A 25,126-nucleotide genomic window follows, 5' to 3' on the forward strand; every position below is an offset into this window, starting at 1 on the left:
TTATACCGTCTAAGCGGTAAAGGTAAACGGCAAACCCAAGGGTTTGCCGAGTATATGCGAATTATTCAACGATTTTGATGTCGATTGGCGTTTCTTTCTCTTTCTTAGCGATAAAGTCACGCACATAGCCTTCAAGTTGGTCGACAATGTTATCGTTATCGATGCGCGCTTTTTGGCGCTCACCATTGATGTATAAGCCAGAGCGACGGTTGGCACCAGCAAGGCCGATATCACTAACCAGCGCTTCGCCAGGACCATTTACCACACAACCAATTACCGACACTGACATAGGCTCAACCACGTCTTCAAGGCGCTCTTCAAGTTGGTTCATGGTGCTTACCACATCAAACTCTTGGCGTGAGCAGCTCGGGCAAGCAATAAAGTTAATGCCGCGTGAGCGAATGCGTAATGATTTTAAAATATCAAAACCAACTTTGATCTCTTGTACCGGATCGGCAGCAAGTGATACGCGTAATGTGTCACCAATGCCTTCAGCAAGTAGCATACCTAAACCAACAGCCGATTTAACCGAACCTGAGCGCATACCCCCTGCTTCGGTAATACCTAAATGCAGTGGCTGGTCGATTTCTTTGGCAAGTAAACGATATGCACCAACCGCTAAAAATACATCTGACGCTTTAACGGATACTTTGAATTGGTCAAAGTCTAAACGTTGTAAGATCTCAACGTGGCGCATAGCTGATTCAAGCAGTGCTTCTGGTGTTGGTTCACCGTATTTTTCTTGTAAATCGCGTTCTAATGAACCGCCATTAACACCAATACGAATCGGAATGTTATGCTCACGTGCAGAGTCTACAACGGCACGAATACGCTCTTCGCTACCAATGTTACCCGGGTTAATACGTAAACAATCTGCACCATATTGAGCCACTTTTAATGCAATACGGTAATCAAAGTGAATATCTGTTACCAGCGGGATAGTGACTTGTTCTTTAATGCTTTTAAATGCTTCAGCTGCTTCCATGGTTGGTACAGACACACGCACAATATCGGCGCCGGCATCTTGAATAGCTTGAATTTGTGCAACCGTTGCATCGATATCTAGGGTGTTGGTGTTAGTCATCGACTGAACGGCAATTGGCGCACCATCACCAATTGGCACGTTACCTACGTTAATACGGGTCGATTTTCTGCGTTTAATAGGAGATTCTGAAAACATTGCGGTTACTCTGATAACGGTAAAGTAAATTTAGCTAAGCGATTTTTGGCAAATTGTGAGGTATCGACAGCTTGACCTTGAAAAGTAATATCGACTACTTGGTGTTTGCCTAGTACCACACTAAATGGCTGTGGGCCGGTTACTGTCATAACGTAACCTGCTTTTTTAACACCAAAAGCAATACGATCGCCGTTGCCATCGTGAATTTCTACCCAGCTATCTTCATTGAAGTGCATCACCACTTCGCTGTGCTCAGGATCTGCCTTTTCAGTTTGTGGCTGAGCAGCAGGTTGGTTTTGTGATGCAGCTTGATTTTGTGCTTCGTTGCTGGTCGTTGGCGCATCAGCTTCAGGCTGAACGATTTCTTGCTCGCCTTCAGCGAGTGGTTGAATGGTTTCTTCAGCTGGTGCTTCTACAGCTAAGTCAGGTGAAATATCACTGCTTTCGAGCTGATTTGGCATCGCAGTCGTGACCGGCTCTTCGATATTCTGGTTGCTATTTTGCCACCACCAAAACACTGACGAACCAATGATCACCGCTAAGATAAAGTAGCTAAACAGCATTAAACGGCTGTCATGTGCTTCTTTTTCTGTGCGGCGAGAAAAGCTCTGCATTTTTGACTTTTTCTCAGGCTCAACGTGCTCTGGCAGTAATTCAAGCATGGCTTGGCTATCGATTTTAAGCTCGCGGCAATAGCTTCTGATATAACCTTTTACGAAGGTCGCAGGGCCTAGTAGTTCGTGCTCGTCGTTTTCTAGTCGTTGTAACTGTAAAACTGATAACTTTAATGCACCAGCAAGTTGCTCAAGGCTCATTCCTGCTTCTTCGCGGCGCTTTTTTAGCGCTTGGCCGAGCGTTTCTTGTGGTTGTTCTAAATTGTTTTCTTCATTCATAATGCGTATGAGTCTGGATCTACCAATAAGAGTCTATGCCCAGGTTCTAGGGCGACATCTGGGCTCAATTTGTTCCAGCGCATTAACTGATCGATCAATACGCTATGCTGTGTGGCTATGCTAAAGAGTGTGTCGCCTTCATTGATGTCGTGATAAATGTTCGGATCGTTCAAATAAATGCGAGTACCGTTTTGTACACGATCCGATTCTTTTAAGCCATTCCACAGCAAAATCTTCTGTAGTTTAACATTGTATCGCACCGAAATGCTAAAGAGGTTTTCACCATTTTCAATAATATGATACGGGATATTCAGCGCCGGTACATTTGCGTTCAGCATGGGTAAGTTAACCGGCTCGTTTGTCACGCTAAAGTCAGTGCTATTGGCGGTTGACGCCGTTGTTTGACTGCCACTAAATACGTTTTCGTCTTTTTCAGCTTCGTAAAACACCACAGTGCTGGCATCATTTTTGGTATTTTGCGAGTTTGCTGGCGTTTGTTGTTGAACGCTTGGCGTTTGCGGTGCACCAAATGACACTATGGTCACTTCATCATTACTTTGCGCTGGTGTTTGCGCGTCTGTTTGCTGCTTTGCAATAACTGGAGTTTGTTCAACTTTACGAGAGGAAACTGTTTGGAAACCTTCGTCAGTTTGCTTTGTGAGCGTCTCTGGCGTTGTATCGCTCGTTTGTGAAGAGGCGAGTGTCTCTGTTACGGGCTTTCCTTCGCTATCTGAATTTACCTCAGTAGGCACCTGTTTATTACTTTGCGCTACAGTTTGTGGCTCGGGTTGAGTTTTGTTTACAGTTGGCTGCTCAACTTGAGAAGCTTGTTCATTAGTTGTTGGAACATTTGTGGTCTTTACAAGGCTTTGCCCAGTAGCAGCCACTGACGTCTGTGCAACAACAGCTTGTTTAGCAGGTGCTTTTCTTTTCACGATGCGAATTTTTGGCTGATCTTTGCTAACCGTGCTGTTATCACTTGAGATTTTCAGTTCTTCAAGCTGCGCTTGACGGTATTTTTCACGTAGAATTTCAAATTCTGAGCGTTTAGTTTGCCCTGCTGTAATTGCTTTTGCTTCGCTCGAACCAGGGTAGGTTTGTAAAATGATACCTGCCGTTGTTTCGGCTTTTTCAATATGGCCCATGCGTTGCTGAATTAAGTAGCTGAGCATGAGTGCGCGGGGAGTTACGCGGCCTAACGATTCGTATCTTTCAATGATATCTTCAGCTTTGTGAAGATCGCTTTTTGCGTAATACAAACCAGCAAGACTAATCATTGATGATGGACGCTGTGAGCTGTGGTTTAGCGCAGATTTTAGATATTTTTCTGCGTTTTCAAAGTCATCAAATTCTATTGCACATAAGGCTAAGTTTTCGTAACTTTCAGCTACACGGATATAGCTAGGAACTGCAATCGCTTTAAGAAGTTCTTCTGCAGCGCGGTCATATTCGCCAATGCCACACAAAAAGACACCATAGTTATTTAAGGTGTTCGGATCATTAGGGGCGATTCTTAAAGCGCGCTGATAGGCTTTATCGGCTAGCTCTGGTTCATCAACTTGTTGATAGTAATAAGCTAAAGAGTAGTGAACTTCTGGGAGGTCAGGGGCAAAATCAGCAGCGCGTTCTAGGTTATATTTTGCTTGCGAGTTGTTGCCTGTTTTTAAGTACTGTAACGCAAGGGCGATACGAGTACGGGCAGCACCGGTATTATTAACCTGTTTTTCAACAACGGGTCTGTCGCTACCTTCGTAGCTGTTTTCTGTAACACACCCTGTTAATGCGAATGCACCAACAGTAATGGCAAGTATAGAACGCATTACCTAATCTCTTCTTTGATTCCGTATGCCTATCTTACCGAAAAGCCTTTGTGTTGCATCTATTATTTTAAAAATAACGAGTTTGTCACAAAGGCTTATCTTTAAAAGTTACGCTTATGCTTGGTGAACATTTACCGCAATAGCGTTATCTTCGCGCATTTTCTTTTTCGCTAAACGTTTAGTACGGTCTACAACATCACCCACCAATTGACCACAAGCTGCGTCAATATCATCACCACGGGTACGGCGAACAATACAGGTAATTCCCGCTGCTTGTAATACTTTAGAGAAGCGGTCGATGCGGCTGTTGCTCGAACGGCCATATTCGTTGCCCGGGAATGGGTTAAACGGAATTAGGTTCACTTTTGAAGGTGTTCCTTTTAATGTTTTAACCAATTCGTGAGCTTGATCTGTGCTGTCGTTTACACCTTGCAGCATAACGTATTCGATAGTCACATCTTTATTTGCTTTAGAACCATCAATATAACGACGACATGCCGCTAAAAATTCTTCGATAGGGTACTTTTTATTAATTGGTACCAGTACATCACGTAGTTCATTGTTTGGCGCGTGAAGTGAAATAGCCAGCGCTACGTCAATTTTCTCTTTTAATAAATCAAGAGCAGGTACCACACCAGAGGTACTTAATGTAACGCGACGCTTTGATAAACCAAAACCCCAGTCGTCCATCATAAGTTCCATTGCTGGTACTACATTTTTAAGGTTTAGTAATGGCTCACCCATACCCATCATTACCACGTTAGTAACTGGTCGCTTAGTGCTATCGCCATCTAAACCAATGTCTTTTGCAACACGCCATACCTGACCGATGATCTCAGATACTGATAAGTTACGGTTAAAGCCTTGTTGTGCTGTTGAGCAGAAAGTACATTCAAGGGCACAACCTACTTGTGATGAAACACATAAAGTTGCACGGTCTTTTTCTGGGATCCAAACAGCTTCTACTTCTTGGCCACCTTGTAGCATCAGGGCGTATTTGATGGTGCCATCACTTGCCTGTTGTCTAACTGAGATTTCAGGAGCAACAATTTCACATTCAGCTTTTAGTTTCTCTTTTAGCTTTTTGTTGACGTTTGTCATGTCGTCAAAATTGTCTACACCAAAATGATAAATCCATTTCATCACCTGATCGCCACGGAATGGCTTTTCACCGAATGATACAAAAAGCTCACGCATTGCATCTCGGTTTAAATCTAATAAGTTAATCTTTTTTTCAGTGGCCATGAAACAACCTCAATCAGTGACGGTGGTAAGTAGTTTGGGTGCGCGATTGTACATTATTTAATCGACTTAGTCATTAGCTAAACAGATTTACAATAGGCTTAGCTAATGACTAAAAAAGGGCCCGAAAGCCCTTTTTCTTCTGCATCACAGACTTAGCTGTGAACTCGAAATTAACGAGTACGTGGGCAGATTTCTTCGTCAGCGAAGAAGTATGCGATTTCACGTGCAGCTGATTCAACAGCGTCAGAACCGTGAACAGCATTTTCGTCGATGCTGTCTGCGTAGTCAGCACGTAAAGTACCAGCTAGTGCTTCAGCAGGGTTAGTAGCACCCATGATTTCACGGTTTTTAAGTACTGCGTTCTCACCTTCAAGAACAGTAACCATTACTGGACCAGATGTCATGAACTCAACTAAAGCACCGAAGAAAGGACGCTCGCTGTGCTCAGCGTAGAAACCTTCAGCTTTTTCTTTTGAAAGGTGAACCATTTTAGCTGCAACGATTTTAAGACCAGCAGTTTCGAAACGGTTGTAGATAGCACCGATGTGGTTTTTAGCAACTGCATCAGGTTTTACGATTGAAAAAGTACGCTCTAAAGCCATCTTTATGCTCCAATAATTTTAAATTTAAAAGGTTAAATATTAACGGGCGCGAATTATACGCGCTTTACGTGAAAATTCCTAATTTAATTAAATAGTCATTTGATGGCATTTTCATGAACCCTAACCATGTATAGCAACACGGGTATAAAGTGTGAGCGAATTTTAGCAGTTAAGTACTTGTTGTGGGCTATTTTATAGGCAATTATTAACTCAGGAAATGATAAAACTAATAAGGACAATTATGAAAAAACTTTTACTGGTCAGTTTACTCGCAAGCTGTTTAGCGGGTTGTAATTCAGACTCAAATGATGAGCTAACATGCTCTCCTTTCCCCGTGGCAATCGATATTGATAAATATGTTGTCACCCCAGGGCAAAACGAGGCTAACACAGCACTCGCTTATGATGCCTATATCATAAAATTAGGCGGTGCTGGCAAAGGTGTTTATAGTGAAGGAGATGAGCCTGACCCTAATAAAGAATATGCAGACTGTCCTATCCCAGCAGTGGTATTAGGGAGCGCGAATACTATTACAGCTATTAATATTTACTCAAGCGCTGATTACAACAGTGAGCTCACCGCTGGTACGAGTTTAAATAGCCTGTTTGATATCAAAGAAATGTATAATAGTGATTTTGATTATTACAGTGATGGCAACTATGCCAGTGTTGAAGACTTCGCAAGCGTTTTCCCCACGACTGCACCTATATTTATTGAACTAAAACCTAACCAAGCTCCAGAAGTTGAGAGTAGTCATATTTTTTATATCGATATAAGTTTTGCAAACGGCAAAACCTTTGCGCTTGAAACTGAAGAAGTGCTGTTGTTGTAGTTTTTGTAATTAAAAAATCACATTTAGCATATAATATAACTACATAATTATTAATAGAATATATGTTGTAGCTTTTTGGGCTGTTAACATTAGCAAATCCAAACCAATTACCCTGGATAGTTAATTGAGTTTGATCTAAAAAGGTGGCCATAGGATTGGTCACCTTTTTTCTTTTCTCTATAAGTCCTTACTTAGTCTAAATTTTATCGTATTAAAGTGCTGGTTTTTATCTGCATTTATAATATTTAAGTGCTTGATTACATTTTGGTACAGATTGATACACTTTCATATTGTGTAAATATAATTTTAATACATTGTTAATCAAGGTGTTTTTTTACAGTAAATTTAATCGTTTTTCTTGCCATGTTTTTTACCCTTTTTAGTGTGTTGAATTCTCATTTCACTTCCACTATTACTTGTTTTGCCACTTATAACTAATTGTATAAATTAAATATATTTAATTATTGAGTGGTTTTAGCTGTTTTTAATAAAAACAAACAACAAGGAATTAATATGAAAAAAGCGCAGTTAGGTTTGTTAATCACATCATTCGCTATTATGGGTGGATGTGCAAAGTTAGACGCTCACGTTAACGCTGGCGGCACTCTTAATTCAAAGGGTGGGGCTGGAAAAGCTGTGTTTACAGCACATGCAGCTCGTTGTGATGGAGAAGTAAGCGGAAAAGTAAATTACAAAGATGTAAGTGCATTAGATTGGCAACAATCTGGAGGAGTATCATTTAACGCACAGGTTTATGGTGCAGGCTTATGTAGTGAAGATCCTGTATCACCTGATGGGGCTGAGTCTGGTGATGAGCGATTATTTTGCAAACAAGATATTTGCACTGAGGGGATGTATCAAGTTGAGTTTAATTATAACTCAACCAATCCTAGCCTGCCTGGAGAGGGGGTTGGCTTTGCATGCATGATGGATATTTCTGAAGGTATTAAATCTGGATTTGGTGCAAATGGGTTATTGAATGTGATGTTACTCGAGTCTGGTCCATACCAAGGCTATAACAATGCCGGAACAATAAGTGGCAATGTACAAGTGAAAGATTGCCCAAGTAGCAAAAATGACGACAACGCAGAGTAGAGAAGGAGTTTAATGATGATAAATAAAAAAACAGTTTTAGCGGCAAGCATTGCTCTTGCTTATAGTTTTCCTTCTTTAGCTGATCAATCAATGCGAATTGTTCTAGAAGCAAATAGTAATAAAGCCTCAGCGCTTAAATCGGAGTTGTTATCAAATAACATTAAAATAGAAAAAGAGCTTAGTTCACTAGAAAGTTTTGCAATTTCGATTGATAAAGCTCAGTTAGCCAATGTTACAGGGCTTACCAACGTAAAGACTTTTTACCCTGACGTACCAAGAAAGTTAATGTCTGAAGGCGCTTCGCAATATATTCCGTATGGTTTATCGATGGTTCAAGCTGATCAAGTTCAATATCAAGGCGGACAAAAAGTGTGTGTAATCGATAGCGGTTATGCCTTAGAACACCCAGATTTGCCGAGTGCTGGTGTTACAGGCTCAGACGATGGTGGTGCTGGTGTGTGGTATCAAGATCCATTTGGTCATGGCACTCATGTTGCGGGCACGATTGTTGCAATCGACAATGAATTTGGTTCGACAGGGATTGTCGATGATCATTCCCTTGATATGCACATTGTGCGTGTTTTTGCAGGTAATGGTAGCTGGGCTTACGCTTCGGATTTAGCCGGTGCGATTGATGAATGCCAGCAAGCTGGTTCAACGGTTATTTCAATGAGCCTTGGTGGAAAATACTCAAGCCCGATTGAAGAAAAAGCGTTAGATAAAGTTGCTCGTGCAAATATATTAATGGTTGCGGCAGCAGGAAATGCTGGTGAAGCTTCACATAGCTACCCTGCCTCTTATGACAGTGTGATTTCAGTCGCAGCGGTTGATAGCACTAAAAATCATGCAAGCTTTTCTCAGCGAAGCAGTCAAATTGAACTAGCAGCGCCAGGCGTTAATGTTTTCTCAACTGTGCCTGTTGACCGCGCGCGCTTTTCAAAATTTAATGTCACGCAAGATACTGTTAATTTCCAATATTATGGTATGGATGGCTCGCGTTTTGGTACTGTGACAGGGGAGCTCGTTGATTGTGGTTTAGGTACTCAGAGCTGTGGAGATGTAACAGGAAAAATCTGTCTAATCGAACGAGGGGAAATTCCGTTTTATAAAAAAGTAGAGCAGTGTGAAGCGGATGGCGGTGTGGGAGTTATTATTCGTAATAATAACCAAAGCCAGCTAATCGGCACTATTAACCCTACTTCTATGATTGCTGGCTCTGTGACAAGAAATGAGGGTCTTAATTTAATGGACAACCTCGGTAAGAAAACCACAATAACAGTCGCTGAGTTTTCAGATCATGACTTTAAATCAGGTACTTCGATGGCAACTCCCCATGTTTCCGGCGTAGCTGCATTGGTATGGAGTAATTATCCTGAGTGTTCTGCAAATGGCATTCGTTTAGCACTGAGGGCATCTGCCGATGATCAGGGGGATATGGGTTATGATCATGCTTACGGCTGGGGCATAGTGCAAGCCAAAGCGGCTGTTGATTATATCGCTGAAAATGGATGTAAAGCATCTAATAACGTATTACGTGGCGGAGATGGCTCAGCCCATTAACTACTCCCTTATATTGTTGTTATGACCAAAGCGCTTATGGCGCTTTTTTCGTTTGTCACCTATTCAACAATAAGCTCTATGAATCAATAATGATCTAGATCAATAAAATTACTTGGCAGGTTATTATACTGCCGCGCTTCATTATCGTATTAATTCATGCAACCGACTTGTACTCGGTTCGATGTGTGGAGCTTTCATGTCGTCACCTATTTTGACCCCTCGTCCTTTTACGCCTGAGTTGTTATCACCTGCGGGTAGTTTAAAGAATATGCGTTATGCCTTTGCCTATGGTGCAGATGCCGTATACGCTGGCCAGCCTCGTTATAGCCTTCGTGTTCGTAACAATGAGTTTGACCTAGATAATCTGCAAGTTGGTATCAACGAAGCCCATGCGCAAAATAAAAAGTTGTATGTGGTGTCGAACATTGCTCCTCATAATGCCAAGGTAAAATCGTACTTACGCGATATTGAGCCTGTCATTGAGATGCAGCCAGATGCGCTGATCATGTCTGATCCTGGGCTTATCATGTTAGTGCGTGAAAAGTGGCCAGATATGCCTATTCACTTATCTGTGCAGGCCAATGCGGTGAACTATGCCACAGTGAACTTTTGGGCTCAGCAGGGCATTGAACGAGTCATTTTATCGCGCGAATTATCGCTTGAAGAAATCGCTGAAATTCGTGAGCTATGCCCAAATACAGAACTAGAAGTGTTTGTTCACGGTGCACTTTGCATGGCGTATTCTGGCCGTTGCTTGTTATCGGGTTATATTAATAAACGCGATCCAAACCAAGGTACGTGCACTAATGCATGTCGTTGGAATTACGATGTGAAACCAGGCACCGAAAATGAAACCGGCGAAATGGTACATAAAATTGACCCTAAAGCGGTGATCCCAACCCTAGGTGATGGTGCACCAAGTAACGAAGTATTCATGCTTGAAGAGCAAGGGCGCCCAGGTGAGTACATGCCTGCTTTTGAAGACGAGCATGGCACTTACATAATGAACTCAAAAGATTTACGTGCAGTTCAATATGTTGATCAATTAACGAAAATGGGCGTGCATAGTCTAAAAATTGAAGGCCGTACCAAGTCTTTCTACTATGTTGCTCGTACTGCACAAGTGTATCGTAAAGCCATTGATGATGCCGTTGCTGGCCGTCCATTTGACGCAAACTTATTTAAAACTCTCGAGAACTTAGCGCACCGCGGCTATACCGAAGGGTTCTTAAAGCGCCATGCACATCAAGACTATCAAAACTATGAGTATGGTCATTCGGTGTCAGATAAACAGCAGTTTGTCGGTGAAGTATTAGGCCGCAACGATAATGGCTTAGTTGAAATTGATGTGAAAAATAAGTTCTGTACTGGTCATTCACTTGAGCTTATGACACCAAAAGGCAACATCAACTTCAAGCTGGATTTTATGGAAAACAAAAAAGGCGAAGCCATTAGCGATGCAAAAGGTTCTGGCCATATTGTTAAAATTCCATTGCCAGAAGATATCGATTTAGATCACGCAATTTTGATGCGTAATCTCGATGCCGACCAGGACACCCGCAACCCATTCAATAAAGCTTAATAAAAGGTGCGCTAAGTCATACTTAGCGCGTTGAACTCACCTTTTTTGGTATTTCACTGTCGTTACTAGCTATTTTTACTATCCTTTTTTCTAAGGGTATTAATTAAACATAGTCAAAAACTATAGTGAAATACGTTGTTCATCCATCACATCATAAAGAGCTTTTAAACACAGTACCTTATGTTGCGGTAGGGGTATTGCTGCTGGCTATTGTCTTACTACTTGAGCGATTAGGGCTTATTGCTGCTATTCCTTTTTATGTAGCAATGCATACGAGCGTCGAATTGTTCTCAGTTGTGATCTCGTTTTTAATTTTTGCAATTGGTTGGAATACCTGGCACTTCTCTAATAACTACAAACTTTTATTACTTTCTTGCACCATGTTGTGCGTTGCCATTTTTGATTCATTGCACTTTTTAGCTTATGACAGCATGCATGAAGGCAATGCAGACATGAACTTGGTGTTAAGTTTTTGGCTCATTGCTCGGTTATTTAATGGAGCTGCTTTTTTAATTATTGCAGCAGGGATTTGGGTTAAATATAAACCGTTAAATGCGCGTGCCTTACTTACCTCTTTACTGCTTTTTAGTTTGTTTATTGCAAGCTCTCTTTTTTATTTTCCAGGTTTACTGCCAGACATATACATAGAAGGAGTCGGTGATAGCCATATTAAGTTTTTAATTGATCTACTTGTTTTAGCGCTTTACAGTGCCGCTGTTTTGATGTTTGCGACACAACTTCGTAAGCCCAGAACAAATTTAAATATTGCAGGTAAAACATTAGTTTGCCTTTTAGCTATTTTAAGTGAGGCCTGTTTTGTGGTGTTTAATGATGCGTCGCACACCACTAACACCTTTAATTTTTTTGGGCATGTATATAAAGGGCTCACCTACTTTTTACTGTATAAAATCCTCTTTGTTGAAACCGTCACTAAACCGTATGCAGCACTAGATAACTCCTCTAATCAGTTAAAAGCAACACTCACCGCACTGCCAGACTCTGTTTTTGAGCTAGAAAAAGACGGTACTTTTCGTCAAGTCTTCAGTGATAACTCCGATAGCCATGTGTTTACTAAAGCGATGGTTGGGCAAAATATTAGTAGTATGTTTGAAAAATCTGATGCGCAAGATTTTATGCGCACGCTAATGGAGGCAAAAAAACCAGCTGTTTGTTTGGTTAATACCTTACCCATTAGCGTAAATGGTTGGGTTATTCATTTTGAATTTTCGATAACCTTGTTCGAACACGATAATGATGGACCAACGTATTTAGTGAACGCCCGCGATGTGTCAGATAAAGTTGGGCGTATGGCGGCACTTGCTCAACAAAGTAAATTTAATCGGGGTTTATTACAACTAACCGAAATTTCATTTCAAGACGATCAAGATGTGTTGTTGAATTATGCTGTTAATCAAGCCCTCGAAATTACCAATTGCGATGGCGCAGCCTTGTTTATTTGTAACGAACAAAAGCAACATGATTATCGCGCCCAGAAAGGTAATGTTTTTGATGTGTGCACTGAAAAGTTACAAGGCAAAATTGCGGCTGGGCAAGCAGTCATTGTTAACCGAAAACATGCGAAAGAATACGGGTTATCTGGCGACTCTAACTCATTGTTAGTGGTGCCCGTGATACGCCATAGTCAGTGCCATATGGCCATTATTTTACAGCATCAAACTAAGGTGTTTAGTGTGCAAGATAAAAACATGCTAACAGTTTGGGCCGAGTCAGTGTGGCAATGGTTTCATAAAATTACTCTAAACAAACGCATGCACATATTGTCTCAAGCGGTTGAGCAAAATCCACATCCCATTATGTTTACCAATACAGATGCAAAAATTGAGTATATGAATCGTGCTTACCTCGATATGTGTCAGTACGAGTATGATGAACTAATAGGTCAGAGCCCGCATAAAATCAGTGCCGGTCAAACTGAACCAGCTGTTTATCAAACAATGTGGGAGCACTTAAAAAATCGAAAAGCCTGGGTGGGTGCTTTGGTTAACATGACCAAGCACGGTAAGGTGATTGTTGAGCAAACTACTATTTACCCATTAAAGGATCAGCAAGGGAAGGTGAGTAACTACATTTCGTTTCAGCATGATGTGACCAAAGAAGTCGAAAGTGAGACCCTTATACATCAACTTTCTTATTTTGATCAGCTAACTGGGCTTGCAAACCAAGACAAGTTGCAGATGGAATTTGAACAAACCATTAAGCTTCAAGCTGATGCAAAAGCAGCCTTTATTTTAATTGGTTTAGACAACTTTAAAATTCTCAATAAAGCATTGGGTATGGCAAGTTGCAACCTTGTATTACAAAGCTTGAGTGCGCGAATTTGTAACTTTATGGGTGAGCAGATTATGGTTGCCCGGCTACAAGGCGACCGCTTTGCATTTATCACGCCCTATACTACCACCGGCGCCATAAATAAAAGTACTCACGATTTATTAAAAGTGATCAGTGAGCCGCTGGCGATTAATGATGAACTTATTGTTGTTACAGCATCGGTCGGGGTCTCCCTGTTTCCAATTGATGGTAAAGAGTTTGAGCTGCTATTGCAGATGGCCGAGTCAGCGATGTTTGAGGTTAAAAGGCAAGGCAGAAACAATGCGTTATTCTACGCCGAAGAAATGAATAAATCTGGGCTTAGGCAATTACAAATCATCAATGCCCTTAATTATGCCCTTGAAAATAATGAGCTTTATTTAGTCTTTCAGCCACAAATTGATATTGCCTCAGGTGCTGTGGTGGCTGTTGAAGTATTATTACGTTGGCACAGCGAAACATTAGGCAATGTATCACCTGCTGAGTTTATTCCCATTGCTGAATACAGTGGCCGCATTAGCGAAATTGATGACTGGGTATTCGAAAATACCGTTAAAACAATTCGTCAGTGGCAAGATGACAACATGCCAGCAATGACCTTTGCAATAAATCTATCGGCAACGAAGTTTGTTAAAAAGCAGCTGCTTGGCGATTTAATCTCTGTATTACAAACTTACTCTATTGAGCCTGAATGTATTGAACTTGAATTAACGGAAACAATTGCCATTGGTAACCCTCAGTTTGCTTTAAGTACGATTGCAAAACTGCGTGAAGCCGGTTTTAAAATGTCGATTGATGACTTTGGCACAGGCTACTCATCAATGAATTACTTAAAAGACTTTGCTCTTGATAAGCTCAAAATAGACAAATCATTTATTGATGATTTAGAAAACCCCAGCGAGGCTGACAAAGCAATTGTTAAAGCCATGATTGATTTAGCCAGCGCGTTAAATATGGAGTCAATTGCTGAAGGCGTTGAAAGCGAGCAGCAGCTGAACATACTTAAAGAGCTAGAATGCTCTCAAGTGCAAGGCTATTACTTCAGTAAACCCCTGCCAATTACAGTGTTGTATGAGTTTGTGAAGTCACCAAGTTTTTCAAGGTAAGCCTACTTTTTAAATTGACTGGCAAGCTCTGCAAGCGACACTTCAGCAAAACGTTTTAATAACAGTGCTTCTGCTTCATCCATCGCATTTTGCAGGGCGCTGTTCACTGCATGCTCGATAGGGCAGTTGCTGTGCTCATCGGTTAGACCAATTACAAACAGGTTCTTTTCGCCAAGCGCTTGGTGAATATCAAATAAAGTGATGTCAGTTAAGGGAGTGGCCAGTAGCCAGCCGCCATTGTGACCTTTGATTGCCGATACATAACCTGCTTGACGCAGTAACGCCATTGTACGGCGCACGACCACAGGGTTGGTCATTAACATGTTTGCTAATGTCTCTGATGTAACAGGGTGGCTGTAACTGTTTAAATGGATCAGCACATGTAAAACCCGTGATAGTCGGCTGTCTTTTCTCATCTCAAATCGTCAATATGCGTTTTTTGCAGTGTATCACGAACTGCTTAATATTGACCGTTTGAATTACCAAACTAACGCTCACTAAACCAATTCCAAGCCAGCCAATTTGCTGAAATTGCTCATTTAAAATCACAATAGCCAGTACGGTGGCGATAATAGGCTCAAGTAAAGTAATGAGCACGGCTTGGCTAGCCGCTATGGTTTTTAAGCCAATACTAAATAGCCAATAACCTAAAAACATCGGTACTATGGCCATGTAAAGCGCCACGCTGGTATTGGTAACTGTGGCAAAAAGCGTATCTCCAGTGATCAATAACGAAGGCAAGAGTACACATGCAGCGCCGCCAAATAGGCTTGCCATAGTCGCTCTTGAATGAACGCCGTGGCTAATTAAACGTTTGGCAACCCATGAATAGCCCGCATAGGTAAGCCCTGCAATTAAGCCAAGTAAAATGCCGATGTTTTGGCTAAACAGCCCCTTAGCTGCAGAGTGTGAGTCTTTGCCTAACGCGATTAAGCCAATGCCTACTGCACCAAAGCAAAAGCTGACTAGCCAGCGAGTTGCAATAGGTTTTTTCTCAATTAAGTATTCCAATAAGACGGTAAATAAAGGGGCGCTGGCAATCGAAACAACAGTGCCAATTGCTACGCCGGCACTATTCATAGAGGTATAAAATGCTAGCGGATAAATAGCCACGCAGGCTGAGCCTAGTAGGGTTAGAGGGTAATGCTTACGCAGTGTACTTGCATTGTTTATTAGCTGAGTTAGTGAGTTTAGGCAAAGTAATACCCCGCCAAATCCCATCGCAAACGCACCTATTGCAAAAGGGCTAATGTCTGGTGCAAAACTTGCGGCCGTGCCAGTTGTGCCCCAAAACACACTGGCAACTAAAACGGCAATGGTCGCGATGGTATGGTTCATTGATGATTCGTTTTAAATTTAAGATATCAAAAGCATAATGAAAATTGATGTGCAATTTTTGACAAAAAGGACGGTTTTGTTGGCGTTAAAAACTAAAGTTATTTTTTGAATTTACTTGGTGATAAACCAAAGTACTTTGAAAAACTGCGGCTAAAAGATGAAAGCTCATTGTAACCAACTAACTCACTAATACGTTGTAACGGATAGTCGGTATGACTGAGTAAGGCTTGGGCTTTTTCCATTCGCTGTTTGGTTACATAGTTCATGACAGTCAATCCGGTTTGTTGCTTAAACAGCAGCTTAAATTGCGTAGGGCTTAAACAGGCAATGCTGGCAAGGTGTTTGATTTGAAGAGGAGTGCTTATGTGACTGTCAATATAAAGCAGCGCCTCGCTAATTCGGCTGTCGACCTTAGGCTGCATAATTTGCTCAGCTAGCAGCAAATTGAAGGTGTTAAACATGGCAAGTTCTAACTCATTATTAACCGCTTGCTCAAGTTGCTTTGCCACAAACTGCAAAAATGCCCAAAGTGATTGATTAATTGCAAACACGCAGCGCTCAGCAGTGGCCAGATTATCAGGTAGCTTTGGCATATCGGCCACCACAAATCGCGCCTCTGGCATTGCAGTAAAAAGATGTGTTTGCGATGCTTTGACAACCACGCATTCACCGGGGGCGACTTTACCTTGAAAATCACCCACACTAATGGCTATCACACCTTTTAAGGGCAGTACAAGTTGATGATAGTCATGGCTATGACTAACAGGCTTAGTACTGTAAGAGCGAATAGATAGATTGCCTTGCATAATTTTGCGATAACCGTTTGCTGAATAAGGCTATTATGCCTGTTTGCGAGGGGTGATCAATTTTAGGCAAGTAACGGTGTCAGCACATGCTCGTAGGCAATCATTAGCGCGACATAAACCAACAAAATAGCCATCAGCTTATTAAACACATTAAAAATACCCGGCCGTGATACTTGTTTGCCAAGCATTAAGCCCGCTAACGAGTAACTTGTAGGAGCACCAAAGGCAAGAATGGCTAAAATAAAAGACCAAAATACGATTGCAGCGCCGGTAATATCCACGCTTGGGAACTGAATCGTAGCAATAGGTAAAGTAGCCACCAAGGCTTTTGGATTTAAAAGCTGCATGAATAGGCCATCGAAAAAGCTTAATGATGCATCAGCTGATGCATCATTTACCTGTACTTTTGCTTTGGCGACCTTCCAAGCAATATACAGAATATAGCCGCAACCAATTAAGCTCACATAAGGCAAAAACTGCGGATTGATAACTTGTAAGCCAAGGTAGCCAAGTAGCACAAATAAGATAAACATCGCGCTACCCACGCCAATAAAAAATCCAAGGTGTGAACGAGTTTGTTTATTTAGGCCACTACTTAAGCCGAGTAAATTGATTGGCCCAGGGGTGTACATAATGCCAATAGCATATGCAAAAATATCTGCCATAACAGCTCCAAATCAGTAATTTAGCTCTATCTTCGAGCCCATTGCAGTTGAAATTGTTTTGGTGTCATACCGAATACTCGCTTGAAATTACGATTGAGGTGACTGGCGTCTGCAAAGCCAGATTCAACCGCAACGCTGGTGGCATCGCGGCCAACTTGTAACGCTCTACGGGCATAATTAATACGACAGTTCAAAACATATTGATGTGGAGTAATACCGAAGTGCTCGCGAAAGCGGCGGATAAAATGAAACTTCGACATAGTGGCAGTATGGGCAATGTCATCAATAGAAATGTCATTGTCGATATTTGCCAAAATGTAGTCTTTTGCTCGCAGAAGTAAGCTATCAACTCGGGTACTTAAAGCCGGCAAATCAAGGCTACCGTTGAGCCTTACTAAAGATTGCGCCATCTGCAATACTGCAGCTTCTCGCTCTATTTTGCTCGTGCAACCTGTTTGTAAAAGCCTTGATAAGTGAATCACTTGATTACGCAGTAATGGATCAGCATACAAGGTGTTTGCCATACGTAATGTGCAATCTTGCTGATACCCTAGCGCTTTGAACAAAGGCTGAAATTCATCGGGATGAATATACAGCATTAGATACTCTAGGTTTTGCTCAGTGCCAGAGTGACCATCGTGAATATCTTCAGGGTTAAACAAAATAACATTGCCAGGTACGCTTTTATAAAACGCATTACGACAAAAGAAATCTTGCCGCCCCTGTAGAGTAATGCCAATTGAATACTCTTCGTGAGCATGCTTTGCATACGTAAAATCACTCATAGTCGCAGTCAACATCGAGATGCTCTGATGCTGTTCGTTGTTGATGTACTTAAAGTGATTGTCTTTGCTCACAGGTGCTCCTGAAAGTTGTGCGCTTCGTTATTATTCCTACGCCAATATAGCGAAGCAGGCAACCTAAAAACTTGAACAAAATTGCTGATATTGAATAAAAGACATTTATTTTTGCCTAAATAAAATCAAGCAGTGTCGACTCTTTTCATAATTTTTCAATGTCTTATAAAAAATGACTATCAGAATTTTCTTATATTTTATTTTAGTGTGAATGTTTTTATCCCTTCCTGAGGTCTTTTAAACAAGCAGTAGAGAGGGTTTTAAATGAATTTACGTACATCAAATAATTTAGTGATTGCACTTATCACCATCAGTTTTTCGTTATTGGGTTTGTCTTTTATCTTGGGAGCAAACCCCAATGCCATTGGCAGTATTTTTTCGTTCTATAAATTAGACGCTCAGGTGCCAGCTCACATCATGAGTATGATCGCAGGCTTTGCATTTTGCTTTGTTGGCATTACCAGCCTTCATTCACATTTGGGGTTTATCAATAGAGCGCTTCCGAGCATCACTGCATTTGCTATATCAATGCTCTGTTTGATTACGCTGTTTGGCGCTAATCGTTGGCTTGCAAGTGAAGGAGGCTTTCCTGTGATTGGTTCTGGGCAGGGGATCATTAAGTATTTTGCTGTTATTCCACTGTTTTTATTTGTGTTTTACAAAGAGGCTTTAAGTGATAAAGCGCATATTGCTTTAAATTATGCATCGGTGGCATTAGTGTTGGTTTGGATTGGCGCCATGAAGTTTTTTGCTTTTGAAGCAAATGCGATTGTTAGCCTTGTTGAATCTTCACCGTTTATGTCTTGGTTGTATATTGTTTTTAGCGTGCAAGGGGCATCAAATGCGATTGGCGTATTTGATATTTTGAGTGTGGCGCTGTTAGGTGTTGGCTTGTATATCAGACATGCGAAACTTATTTTACTTGCAGGACTAGCCTGTTGCTCGGTATTTATTATGACCCAAACTTTTTTAATTACCGCACCTAATGCGCTTAGCAGCGTTACAGTGTTTGAGCGATTAGGTCAGTTTGTAATTAAAGATCTATGGTTTATAGCGAATTTAGTGATTATTTATCATCTAGCTGTATTCAACAATACACCTAAAGAAACAGCAGAATAAAATAAAAAGGCCTCAAAAGAGGCCTTCACCATAACAATTAAATAACTACAACGGCTTTTTGCTTTTGAACTTTAGAAAACTCAAGGGCATCGTTGAGATTGTTAAATTCAAAGTCAGTGGGTTCTTCAACATTTAAAGTACCCGAAGCAATGTCATTAAGGAGCTTTTCGCCATCATTTACAAGACGTTGCCACTGCTGTGTATCACCATAATCGTGTAATGCGCCAAGGGCAATTTCATGATAAGAAATAGTGCGTGTGAATGGCTCATCGACTGGGGTTTCAATACGTCCTAAAATACTTATCACATGACCATTTGCTTGTAGGAGTGGCACTAACTTTTTAGCTTCTTCAGGGCCGTTAGCATCAAAGAGTGCAAAGTAGCCACCCTCAGAAGGCGCGTCGCGTAATACTAACTTAACGCCAAGCTTTTCGGCTTGCTCTGAAGTTAAGCTTTTTGATAATGCATGAACTTCAAAGCCACTGTGGTTCAGCATTTGCGTCAGCAGTTTATTAACAGCGCCCATGCCGGTTACTAATACTTTTTCGTCTTTGCGTAATGGTATTTTACTAAAAGCTTGCCATGCAGTAAGCAGTGGGCAAGGTAATGCCGCAGCAACATTGGCAGCTAACCCTTTTGGCACCTGCATAACACGCTCTGCATAAAGTACTGTGTGTTTAGCAAAGCTACCGTTTTCACTCAAACTATGATGATAAGCGACTGTTTTACCGATTAGTTTGCTATCGACACCATCGCCTACCAGCTCAATAACCCCAGCACCATCTACACCTGGAGTGTGTGTATCTGTCCAATTAATAGGATCAGCTTGAATAAACTTCCAATCAACTGGATTGATACCAACAGCTAGATTTCGGACTAAAATTTGCCCTGCTTTAAGTGCTGGCACAGCTTTTAATCCCAAAGCGAGTGCTTTATCAGCACCTTGAAATTGCCAAGCGTGAGTTGTGTTTACTTCATCATGATCCCAGTCAGGAGAAAAATCCGGGTTTGCTTGCCTGTCGCCGCAACTAAGGGCATCAATTTGATTAATCTCGTCTTGGCTTAAGCTAAGCGAAAGGGCTTTTAAGTTGGTAGCCATATTTTCGCGTTTGGTCGATGACGGTATCGTCACCATGTCATGAGCTAATTCCCAAGCAATGACTACTTCAGCGGTGCTCACTTGGTGTTTGTCTGCAATCGCTTTAATGGTTGGATCTTTAAGTACTTTACCTACCGCAAATGGCATATAGCCGGTAACGAGAATGTCGTTTTGCGCACAAAAATCACGTACTTTTTGGTTGGTTAGGTAGGGGTGAACTTCAACTTGATTGGTAAATAACGCGCCTTTTGGCAAAATACTTAAGGCTTCTTCCATTTGTGCAATGGTAAAGTTTGAAACACCAATTTCTTTCGTTAAACCAAGCTCTTTTGCTGATTGTAACTCGGTTAAATACTCATCCATGCTTTCGCCATTGGCTGGGCTTGGCCAATGAATAAGCAGTAAGTCGACGTGATCTAGCTGTAGTTTAGTCAGGCTCTCTTTTACGCTGTTAATAAAGTCCGTTTTATTTAACTTATCATTCCATACTTTGGTGGTAATAAATAACTCACCACGTGCAACACCACTGTCTTTAATCGCTCGGCCAACAGCTTCTTCATTACCGTAAATTTGCGCGGTGTCGATATGTCTAAAGCCCTCTTCAATAGCTGTTAGCACACTTTGATATGCAACTTCGTCTTGTAATCTAAATGTACCAAAACCCAGTTTTGGCATAATTGATTGTGACATCATAACTCCTTAATTATGGAACTTGGGCAAAACATGTTCGCCGATGTGCTTTAATGCCCATTCGATGGGTAATTCGTTACGTCTAAAGTGCAGGCCAATGTGATTCACACCGGCATTTCTCATTGCCTTTAGTTCTGAGATGAGTCCGTTGACGCCTGTTTCAACCCCAAAACGGTGACGTTTTATAGGTGCATCAGGGTCATCTAATAAATTTAAATGGATAAAACTAACGTACGGCTTATTACCTGCGACATCTCGCCACAAGGCGACACGCTTTTGATGATCATTGGTGTGCCTGGGTAAGCAAGCCAGCCGTCCATGTTCTCGCCAACCCATTGAGGGCTTTGCTGAGCAAGACCTGCTACATAAAGTGGGAAATTTTTCACTTCAGGTAGTAGCTTTTGACCCGCTTCTAAAGGTCGCTTAGATGCGCCTTTAAGTAGCGAAACAGATTCACGTAGTTGCTCACCACGGCTTGCAAAATCAATATCGAATAAAGGATATTCAATAGGTCTATCACCACTGGCAACACCTAAAATTAGCCGATCATTACTTAGCGCTTGCACAGTATTTGCTGCCTTTTTAACAAGCCAAGGTTGGCGTAATGGCAATACAACCGCTGCGGTGCCAAGTAATATATTCTTGGTTTTAGCTGCTAAGTAGCCAAGGTAGCTGAAAGTTTCATAAACTTGGGCAGCATCACCAAATTGAGGGTCATAAATCGGCACGTCGCGAACCCATGCCGCAACATAGCTAAGCTCATCAGCGAGTTGAACACGTGATTCATGGTTAGCTAAATTAGGGATCCCAAATGATTGATTTGATTGTTGATTGAAATGTGCCCAATCATTATCAAGTGGAAGTTCAACCCCAATTGAGAATGGTTTTTGCGCTAATTTATCAAAACTCATTATGACTCCAAACTTTAAGGGACATAGCTAAGCAATACTTAACAATTTAATGCGGCCCTGAAAGTGATTTATGATTAAGTAATGAGGGTATTGTGGCGCTAAATTTATTTGCGAAAAACAGCAAGGATAACAAAACACCTTTGTCGTTTTTGCAAAGGTGTTTTAATTGTTATGAATTAGCTTCTTCTTTTGAAAGGGTAAAGTATGCGCGAGTGACTGGGTAGGCAATTTGTGAAATCAGTGCAGTGCCCCAAAGTAAGTTGCCAATGAGCGAAGGTACATGGGGTAAAATAGGAATAGTAACCAAAGCGAGTATGACGCCAAACATTCTTACTTTAGCTGTTGCAAAACGATGCGCTACACGATGTTCGATCATTAACTGGATCCACAATAAACTCAATAAGTAGCCTGCTAACCCTACGCAGCCAATGACACCATATTTAAGTGGGTAGGGTTGCCAGAACCCAGCTTTCACTTCGCCAGCGAGTGCAACGCCAACCATAACCGCACATAACATTAAAAATAAGTGAGCTAACCACCAACTTACGAGTGTCCATTTGTGTTGATTTTTGGGTTTACCATTGCCAACAAAGTCAAAGTAAATCCAGCATTGCACAAATACAGCAATACCACCAAACATAAAGTTAGCCAGTACAGAGGGATCGACTTTATAAATTCCTTTTTCTGATAAAGTAATCACCAATTTAAAGAAACCTTCGCCTACGACAATGAGCAGTAAAAGGGCAAAGCGCTCAGACATATGCCCAAGGCGTGGTAAAAAACGTTTATTTTCAAGTACACCAATTTTTGGAGCCATATATAAAATTTGGATTGCGGCAATCGCAGTGCCAAATACCCAATAACTATAGGGTGCAGGCATAAAAGCTGTGGTCGCAAAGGTAATGGCAAGAGCAAAGTAGTTACGGCTCACACTGCGTGCTAATTTTGTTGATTCGATCCCCAATTGATTGGTGCGATGAAATAAATACGCTGTAATAAGTCGGTTTGCGGCATAGGCCAATGCAAAATATGTCCAGCCTTTGTCAAGTACATGGGGAATAGAGGCTGCCATAACCATGGCGGTGACAATTTGGCAGGCCATGATCAGCCGATGTTTTACATCGGTACTGACATAGAGTGAGTTAAAAACGCTGGAGTCAGCCCACGCGAACCATACGGTGATGAATAAACCTGCAAAAGTAAGAAAACCACTTAAATGTAAGTGGTCGCTTAAAAAATTACCTAGTAGAAAAATGATTACCACATGAATAAGGTCATAAAACAATTCAACCCAATGAACATGGTCATGTGAACTTTTTAAATCTAGGTGATGCTTAGGTAAGCGCCACATAGGGTGGTTTTCTAATGCCATAATTGCTCCTACCTATTTGCTCTCAACAATAATTGCAGTGATGGTGGTTTCACCTTCATTTTTGACTTGGTGAGTCCATGCGTCATGCCACATCACATAGCCATTGGGGATCTCAAGAGTTGTTTGTGACTCTTTTGTACTGATGGTTGCCTTACCACCTGTTTCAAAGTAGACAGTTTCAGCATTATGCTTATGCCAATTATCTTGCTCACCAGGTGCTAAAGTCATACGCAAAACAAGTACTTCACTGTTATCTAGCAATACTTCATAGTGATGAGGTGAAGCAATATGTGCATGGGGGAGTTGTGCTGAAAAGGCATGTGGTGAGCACATTATTATGCTCACCAAGCCAATCAGCAAAGTTGTAAATTTGCTCATGGCTACTCTCTACTTATGCATACCGCGAATTGGGTAGTTATTTTTTGGATCGCGTATCCAATTAAGCCCACTTATCAAGGTTGCTAAATCAGGTCTTACAAATGGGTTATTAGAATAATCAACCACATGTACATTACCTTGCTCGTTAACCACAAACAGTGCAGGCTCTGCGAAAGGGTGATCCGTTTCTTGCGGTGAACGGGGATCAGATATGTAAGTACCTAATGCTTGCATTTGCTCTGTAGTCAAACCGTAAGCAAGTGGAAATGACACAGATAACTGCTCTAAATGTGCTTCTAACTGCTCTTTGCTATCACCTGAAACAGCAATTACATCAACACCCGTTTCTAATAGCGCAGCTTTGTACTGCTCTAGGCTGTTTAAATAGCGAGTACATAAAGGGCAATGCTTACCACGATAAACAACCACAAGCTGCCAGCTTGCACCGTGTTGAGGTTGACCAAGAGCAGCCTCTTCACCATTCAAAAGTGCAGCACTAATACTAGGAAATGCACTGCCCGGATGGAGTTTATTGCTATAAACAGATTCGTTACTCATGAGTGTTCCTTAAAAGTTATCGTTTAAGTGTTTTTCAAAGCGCGCAAAGTCGCTGTCGATGTCTGCATTTTTCATCACGTCATAACAGGCGAAAGTAGGTAACCCTTGCATACCGAAAAACTTAAAGTTCATATGCATTGGGAAAACAAGGTCATCAACACTTTTACCTTCAAAAAAGTCAGTGGCATCTGCAAATGATTCTGCGGGCGCATTCAATGTCAGCGACATCATGTATTGAGTGTTAGTCAAGGTGCCGCCTTTACCGTAATTGGCTTTTGGATTGTCTTGATGGCGACCATCACCATGGCAAAGTGCTCCACCCATGCCCGCTGTGTACACTTCATCCATGTATTTTTTGAATGACCAAGTCATGCCCATCCAATTAATTGGTGATTGCAAAAAGACGATATCTGCCCATTGATGGTTCTCAAGTTCAGTTTCTACATCAAATTCGTCTTGTGTATTAACCACACGAGTTTGATAGCCTTTTGCTTGAAAAAAAGCGTCGGCTTTTTCGATTAAAGCAGCATTTAACTTACCTTCAGAAAAAGGGTAATAGTGATGCGCGTTAAGAATTAATACGTTTTTCATAGTTGAGTATCCAATTACTAATTACTTTATCGTGTTCAAAATATATTCTGTGGTATATAATAGTAACCTAGATTATTTAATCAACCAGTCACCTTTTTGTAACTAGGCTGAAAAATGCGAGGTTGTTTTGGAAAGTTCAGTAGAAACAGACAGTAAGGGAAGAAAAAAAGTTTTAAATGCTTGCATGGAGCCGTGTGCTATTGAAAAAGGCATGCGTTTGATTGGCGGTAAATGGACGGGCTCTATTATCTATCATTTAAAAGATGGCCCTGTGCGCTTTAATGATTTAACGCGCATGCTGGGTGGTGCAAGCAAAAAGATGATAGACCAGCGTCTAAAAGAGCTTGAAAGTAGAGCGATGATCACCCGTCATGTTATTAGCACGCGCCCGATAGCAGTGACCTATGAGCTAACTGACTTTGGCCGCTCAGCACTGCATATACTCGATGAGTTACGGGTTTGGTCTGAATCGAATGAGATTTAACGCCAGCGCTATACA

The 25,126-nt window shown here is 41.4% G+C and carries 24 protein-coding genes and 1 pseudogene; 7 read left to right on the forward strand and 18 right to left on the reverse strand.

Features of this window, described 5'->3' with window-relative positions; translation table 11 throughout:
* Nucleotides 1–61: 61 nt before the first annotated feature.
* The 5 genes from ispG to ndk all read right to left on the reverse strand — a co-directional run bounded on the left by ispG (nucleotide 62) and on the right by ndk (nucleotide 5,740).
* Nucleotides 62–1,180 (reverse strand): flavodoxin-dependent (E)-4-hydroxy-3-methylbut-2-enyl-diphosphate synthase, encoded by a 1,119-nt coding sequence (gene ispG, locus MTF66_RS02405; protein ID WP_054553525.1) that lies wholly within the window; start codon nucleotides 1,178–1,180, stop codon nucleotides 62–64.
* 5 nt (nucleotides 1,181–1,185) lie between these two features.
* On the reverse strand, nucleotides 1,186–2,073 hold the full coding sequence (locus MTF66_RS02410; protein WP_248526239.1) for a RodZ domain-containing protein: 888 nt from the start codon (nucleotides 2,071–2,073) through the stop codon (nucleotides 1,186–1,188).
* Complete coding sequence (pilW, locus tag MTF66_RS02415; protein ID WP_248526240.1) at nucleotides 2,070–3,893, reverse strand: type IV pilus biogenesis/stability protein PilW; 1,824 nt, start codon at nucleotides 3,891–3,893, stop codon at nucleotides 2,070–2,072. The genes MTF66_RS02410 and pilW overlap by 4 nt, the downstream gene beginning before the upstream one ends.
* A 114-nt stretch (nucleotides 3,894–4,007) precedes the next feature.
* Entirely contained in the window at nucleotides 4,008–5,138 is a 1,131-nt protein-coding gene (locus tag MTF66_RS02420; protein WP_175079522.1) for a bifunctional tRNA (adenosine(37)-C2)-methyltransferase TrmG/ribosomal RNA large subunit methyltransferase RlmN, read from the reverse strand.
* 170 nt (nucleotides 5,139–5,308) lie between these two features.
* On the reverse strand, nucleotides 5,309–5,740 hold the full coding sequence (gene ndk, locus MTF66_RS02425; protein ID WP_036972405.1) for a nucleoside-diphosphate kinase: 432 nt from the start codon (nucleotides 5,738–5,740) through the stop codon (nucleotides 5,309–5,311).
* Nucleotides 5,741–5,981: 241 nt separating this feature from the next.
* On the opposite strand from ndk, the gene MTF66_RS02430 reads away from it, so the two are divergent.
* From MTF66_RS02430 to MTF66_RS02450, 5 genes are all read left to right on the forward strand, one after another.
* Complete coding sequence (locus MTF66_RS02430; protein ID WP_248526241.1) at nucleotides 5,982–6,572, forward strand: hypothetical protein; 591 nt, start codon at nucleotides 5,982–5,984, stop codon at nucleotides 6,570–6,572.
* 513 nt (nucleotides 6,573–7,085) lie between these two features.
* Nucleotides 7,086–7,667 carry a hypothetical protein gene (locus MTF66_RS02435; RefSeq protein WP_248526242.1) on the forward strand — a complete coding sequence of 194 codons (582 nt, stop codon included), beginning with the start codon at nucleotides 7,086–7,088 and terminating at the stop codon, nucleotides 7,665–7,667.
* 12 nt (nucleotides 7,668–7,679) lie between these two features.
* Nucleotides 7,680–9,227, forward strand: a complete 1,548-nt coding sequence (locus MTF66_RS02440) for a S8 family serine peptidase (protein ID WP_248526243.1) — start codon at nucleotides 7,680–7,682, stop codon at nucleotides 9,225–9,227.
* Nucleotides 9,228–9,423: 196 nt separating this feature from the next.
* Entirely contained in the window at nucleotides 9,424–10,809 is a 1,386-nt protein-coding gene (yegQ, locus tag MTF66_RS02445) for a tRNA 5-hydroxyuridine modification protein YegQ (protein ID WP_055197422.1), read from the forward strand.
* 125 nt (nucleotides 10,810–10,934) lie between these two features.
* Complete coding sequence (locus tag MTF66_RS02450) at nucleotides 10,935–14,243, forward strand: EAL domain-containing protein (protein ID WP_248526244.1); 3,309 nt, start codon at nucleotides 10,935–10,937, stop codon at nucleotides 14,241–14,243.
* 2 nt (nucleotides 14,244–14,245) lie between these two features.
* Here the strand turns inward: MTF66_RS02450 and MTF66_RS02455 are convergent, their stop codons facing one another.
* The 5 genes from MTF66_RS02455 to MTF66_RS02475 form a co-directional block, all read right to left on the reverse strand.
* The gene (locus tag MTF66_RS02455) at nucleotides 14,246–14,659 is read right to left on the reverse strand and encodes an Rrf2 family transcriptional regulator (protein WP_248526245.1); all 414 of its coding nucleotides are present in this window, start codon (nucleotides 14,657–14,659) and stop codon (nucleotides 14,246–14,248) included.
* Between the two features lies 1 nt (nucleotide 14,660).
* Complete coding sequence (locus tag MTF66_RS02460) at nucleotides 14,661–15,581, reverse strand: DMT family transporter (protein WP_248526246.1); 921 nt, start codon at nucleotides 15,579–15,581, stop codon at nucleotides 14,661–14,663.
* A gap of 98 nt (nucleotides 15,582–15,679) precedes the next feature.
* The gene (locus MTF66_RS02465; RefSeq protein ID WP_248526247.1) at nucleotides 15,680–16,387 is read right to left on the reverse strand and encodes an AraC family transcriptional regulator; all 708 of its coding nucleotides are present in this window, start codon (nucleotides 16,385–16,387) and stop codon (nucleotides 15,680–15,682) included.
* A 62-nt stretch (nucleotides 16,388–16,449) separates the two neighbouring features.
* Nucleotides 16,450–17,052 carry a LysE family translocator gene (locus MTF66_RS02470; protein WP_248526248.1) on the reverse strand — a complete coding sequence of 201 codons (603 nt, stop codon included), beginning with the start codon at nucleotides 17,050–17,052 and terminating at the stop codon, nucleotides 16,450–16,452.
* Between the two features lie 26 nt (nucleotides 17,053–17,078).
* Nucleotides 17,079–17,909 carry an AraC family transcriptional regulator gene (locus tag MTF66_RS02475; RefSeq protein WP_248526249.1) on the reverse strand — a complete coding sequence of 277 codons (831 nt, stop codon included), beginning with the start codon at nucleotides 17,907–17,909 and terminating at the stop codon, nucleotides 17,079–17,081.
* Nucleotides 17,910–18,173: 264 nt separating this feature from the next.
* Here MTF66_RS02475 and MTF66_RS02480 point away from each other — a divergent pair, with 264 nt between their 5' ends.
* Nucleotides 18,174–19,028, forward strand: a complete 855-nt coding sequence (locus MTF66_RS02480) for a DUF417 family protein (RefSeq protein ID WP_248526250.1) — start codon at nucleotides 18,174–18,176, stop codon at nucleotides 19,026–19,028.
* 37 nt (nucleotides 19,029–19,065) lie between these two features.
* Here MTF66_RS02480 and MTF66_RS02485 read toward each other — a convergent pair whose 3' ends face one another.
* From MTF66_RS02485 to MTF66_RS02520, 8 genes and pseudogenes are all read right to left on the reverse strand, one after another.
* Nucleotides 19,066–19,935, reverse strand: coding sequence for an alcohol dehydrogenase catalytic domain-containing protein (locus MTF66_RS02485; RefSeq protein ID WP_248526488.1), 870 nt, complete (start codon nucleotides 19,933–19,935; stop codon nucleotides 19,066–19,068).
* Nucleotides 19,936–20,010: 75 nt separating this feature from the next.
* Nucleotides 20,011–20,817: pseudogene (gene dkgB / locus MTF66_RS02490) on the reverse strand (2,5-didehydrogluconate reductase DkgB); the annotation flags it as partial.
* 9 nt (nucleotides 20,818–20,826) lie between these two features.
* Nucleotides 20,827–21,081 (reverse strand): hypothetical protein, encoded by a 255-nt coding sequence (locus MTF66_RS02495; protein WP_248526495.1) that lies wholly within the window; start codon nucleotides 21,079–21,081, stop codon nucleotides 20,827–20,829.
* Nucleotides 21,030–21,728, reverse strand: coding sequence for an LLM class flavin-dependent oxidoreductase (locus tag MTF66_RS02500; RefSeq protein WP_248526251.1), 699 nt, complete (start codon nucleotides 21,726–21,728; stop codon nucleotides 21,030–21,032). The genes MTF66_RS02495 and MTF66_RS02500 overlap by 52 nt, the downstream gene beginning before the upstream one ends.
* 169 nt (nucleotides 21,729–21,897) lie before the next feature.
* Nucleotides 21,898–23,100, reverse strand: coding sequence for a low temperature requirement protein A (locus MTF66_RS02505; RefSeq protein WP_248526252.1), 1,203 nt, complete (start codon nucleotides 23,098–23,100; stop codon nucleotides 21,898–21,900).
* A gap of 12 nt (nucleotides 23,101–23,112) precedes the next feature.
* Nucleotides 23,113–23,478: a hypothetical protein gene (locus MTF66_RS02510; protein ID WP_248526253.1), complete on the reverse strand. Its 366-nt coding sequence runs from the start codon at nucleotides 23,476–23,478 to the stop codon at nucleotides 23,113–23,115.
* 9 nt (nucleotides 23,479–23,487) lie between these two features.
* On the reverse strand, nucleotides 23,488–24,036 hold the full coding sequence (locus tag MTF66_RS02515; RefSeq protein ID WP_248526254.1) for a redoxin domain-containing protein: 549 nt from the start codon (nucleotides 24,034–24,036) through the stop codon (nucleotides 23,488–23,490).
* A gap of 9 nt (nucleotides 24,037–24,045) precedes the next feature.
* The gene (locus MTF66_RS02520) at nucleotides 24,046–24,627 is read right to left on the reverse strand and encodes an NAD(P)H-dependent oxidoreductase (protein ID WP_248526255.1); all 582 of its coding nucleotides are present in this window, start codon (nucleotides 24,625–24,627) and stop codon (nucleotides 24,046–24,048) included.
* A gap of 127 nt (nucleotides 24,628–24,754) precedes the next feature.
* On the opposite strand from MTF66_RS02520, the gene MTF66_RS02525 reads away from it, so the two are divergent.
* Nucleotides 24,755–25,111 (forward strand): helix-turn-helix domain-containing protein, encoded by a 357-nt coding sequence (locus MTF66_RS02525; protein ID WP_054553546.1) that lies wholly within the window; start codon nucleotides 24,755–24,757, stop codon nucleotides 25,109–25,111.
* Nucleotides 25,112–25,126 lie beyond the last annotated feature (15 nt).

The organism is Pseudoalteromonas sp. 2CM39R (assembly GCF_023161845.1).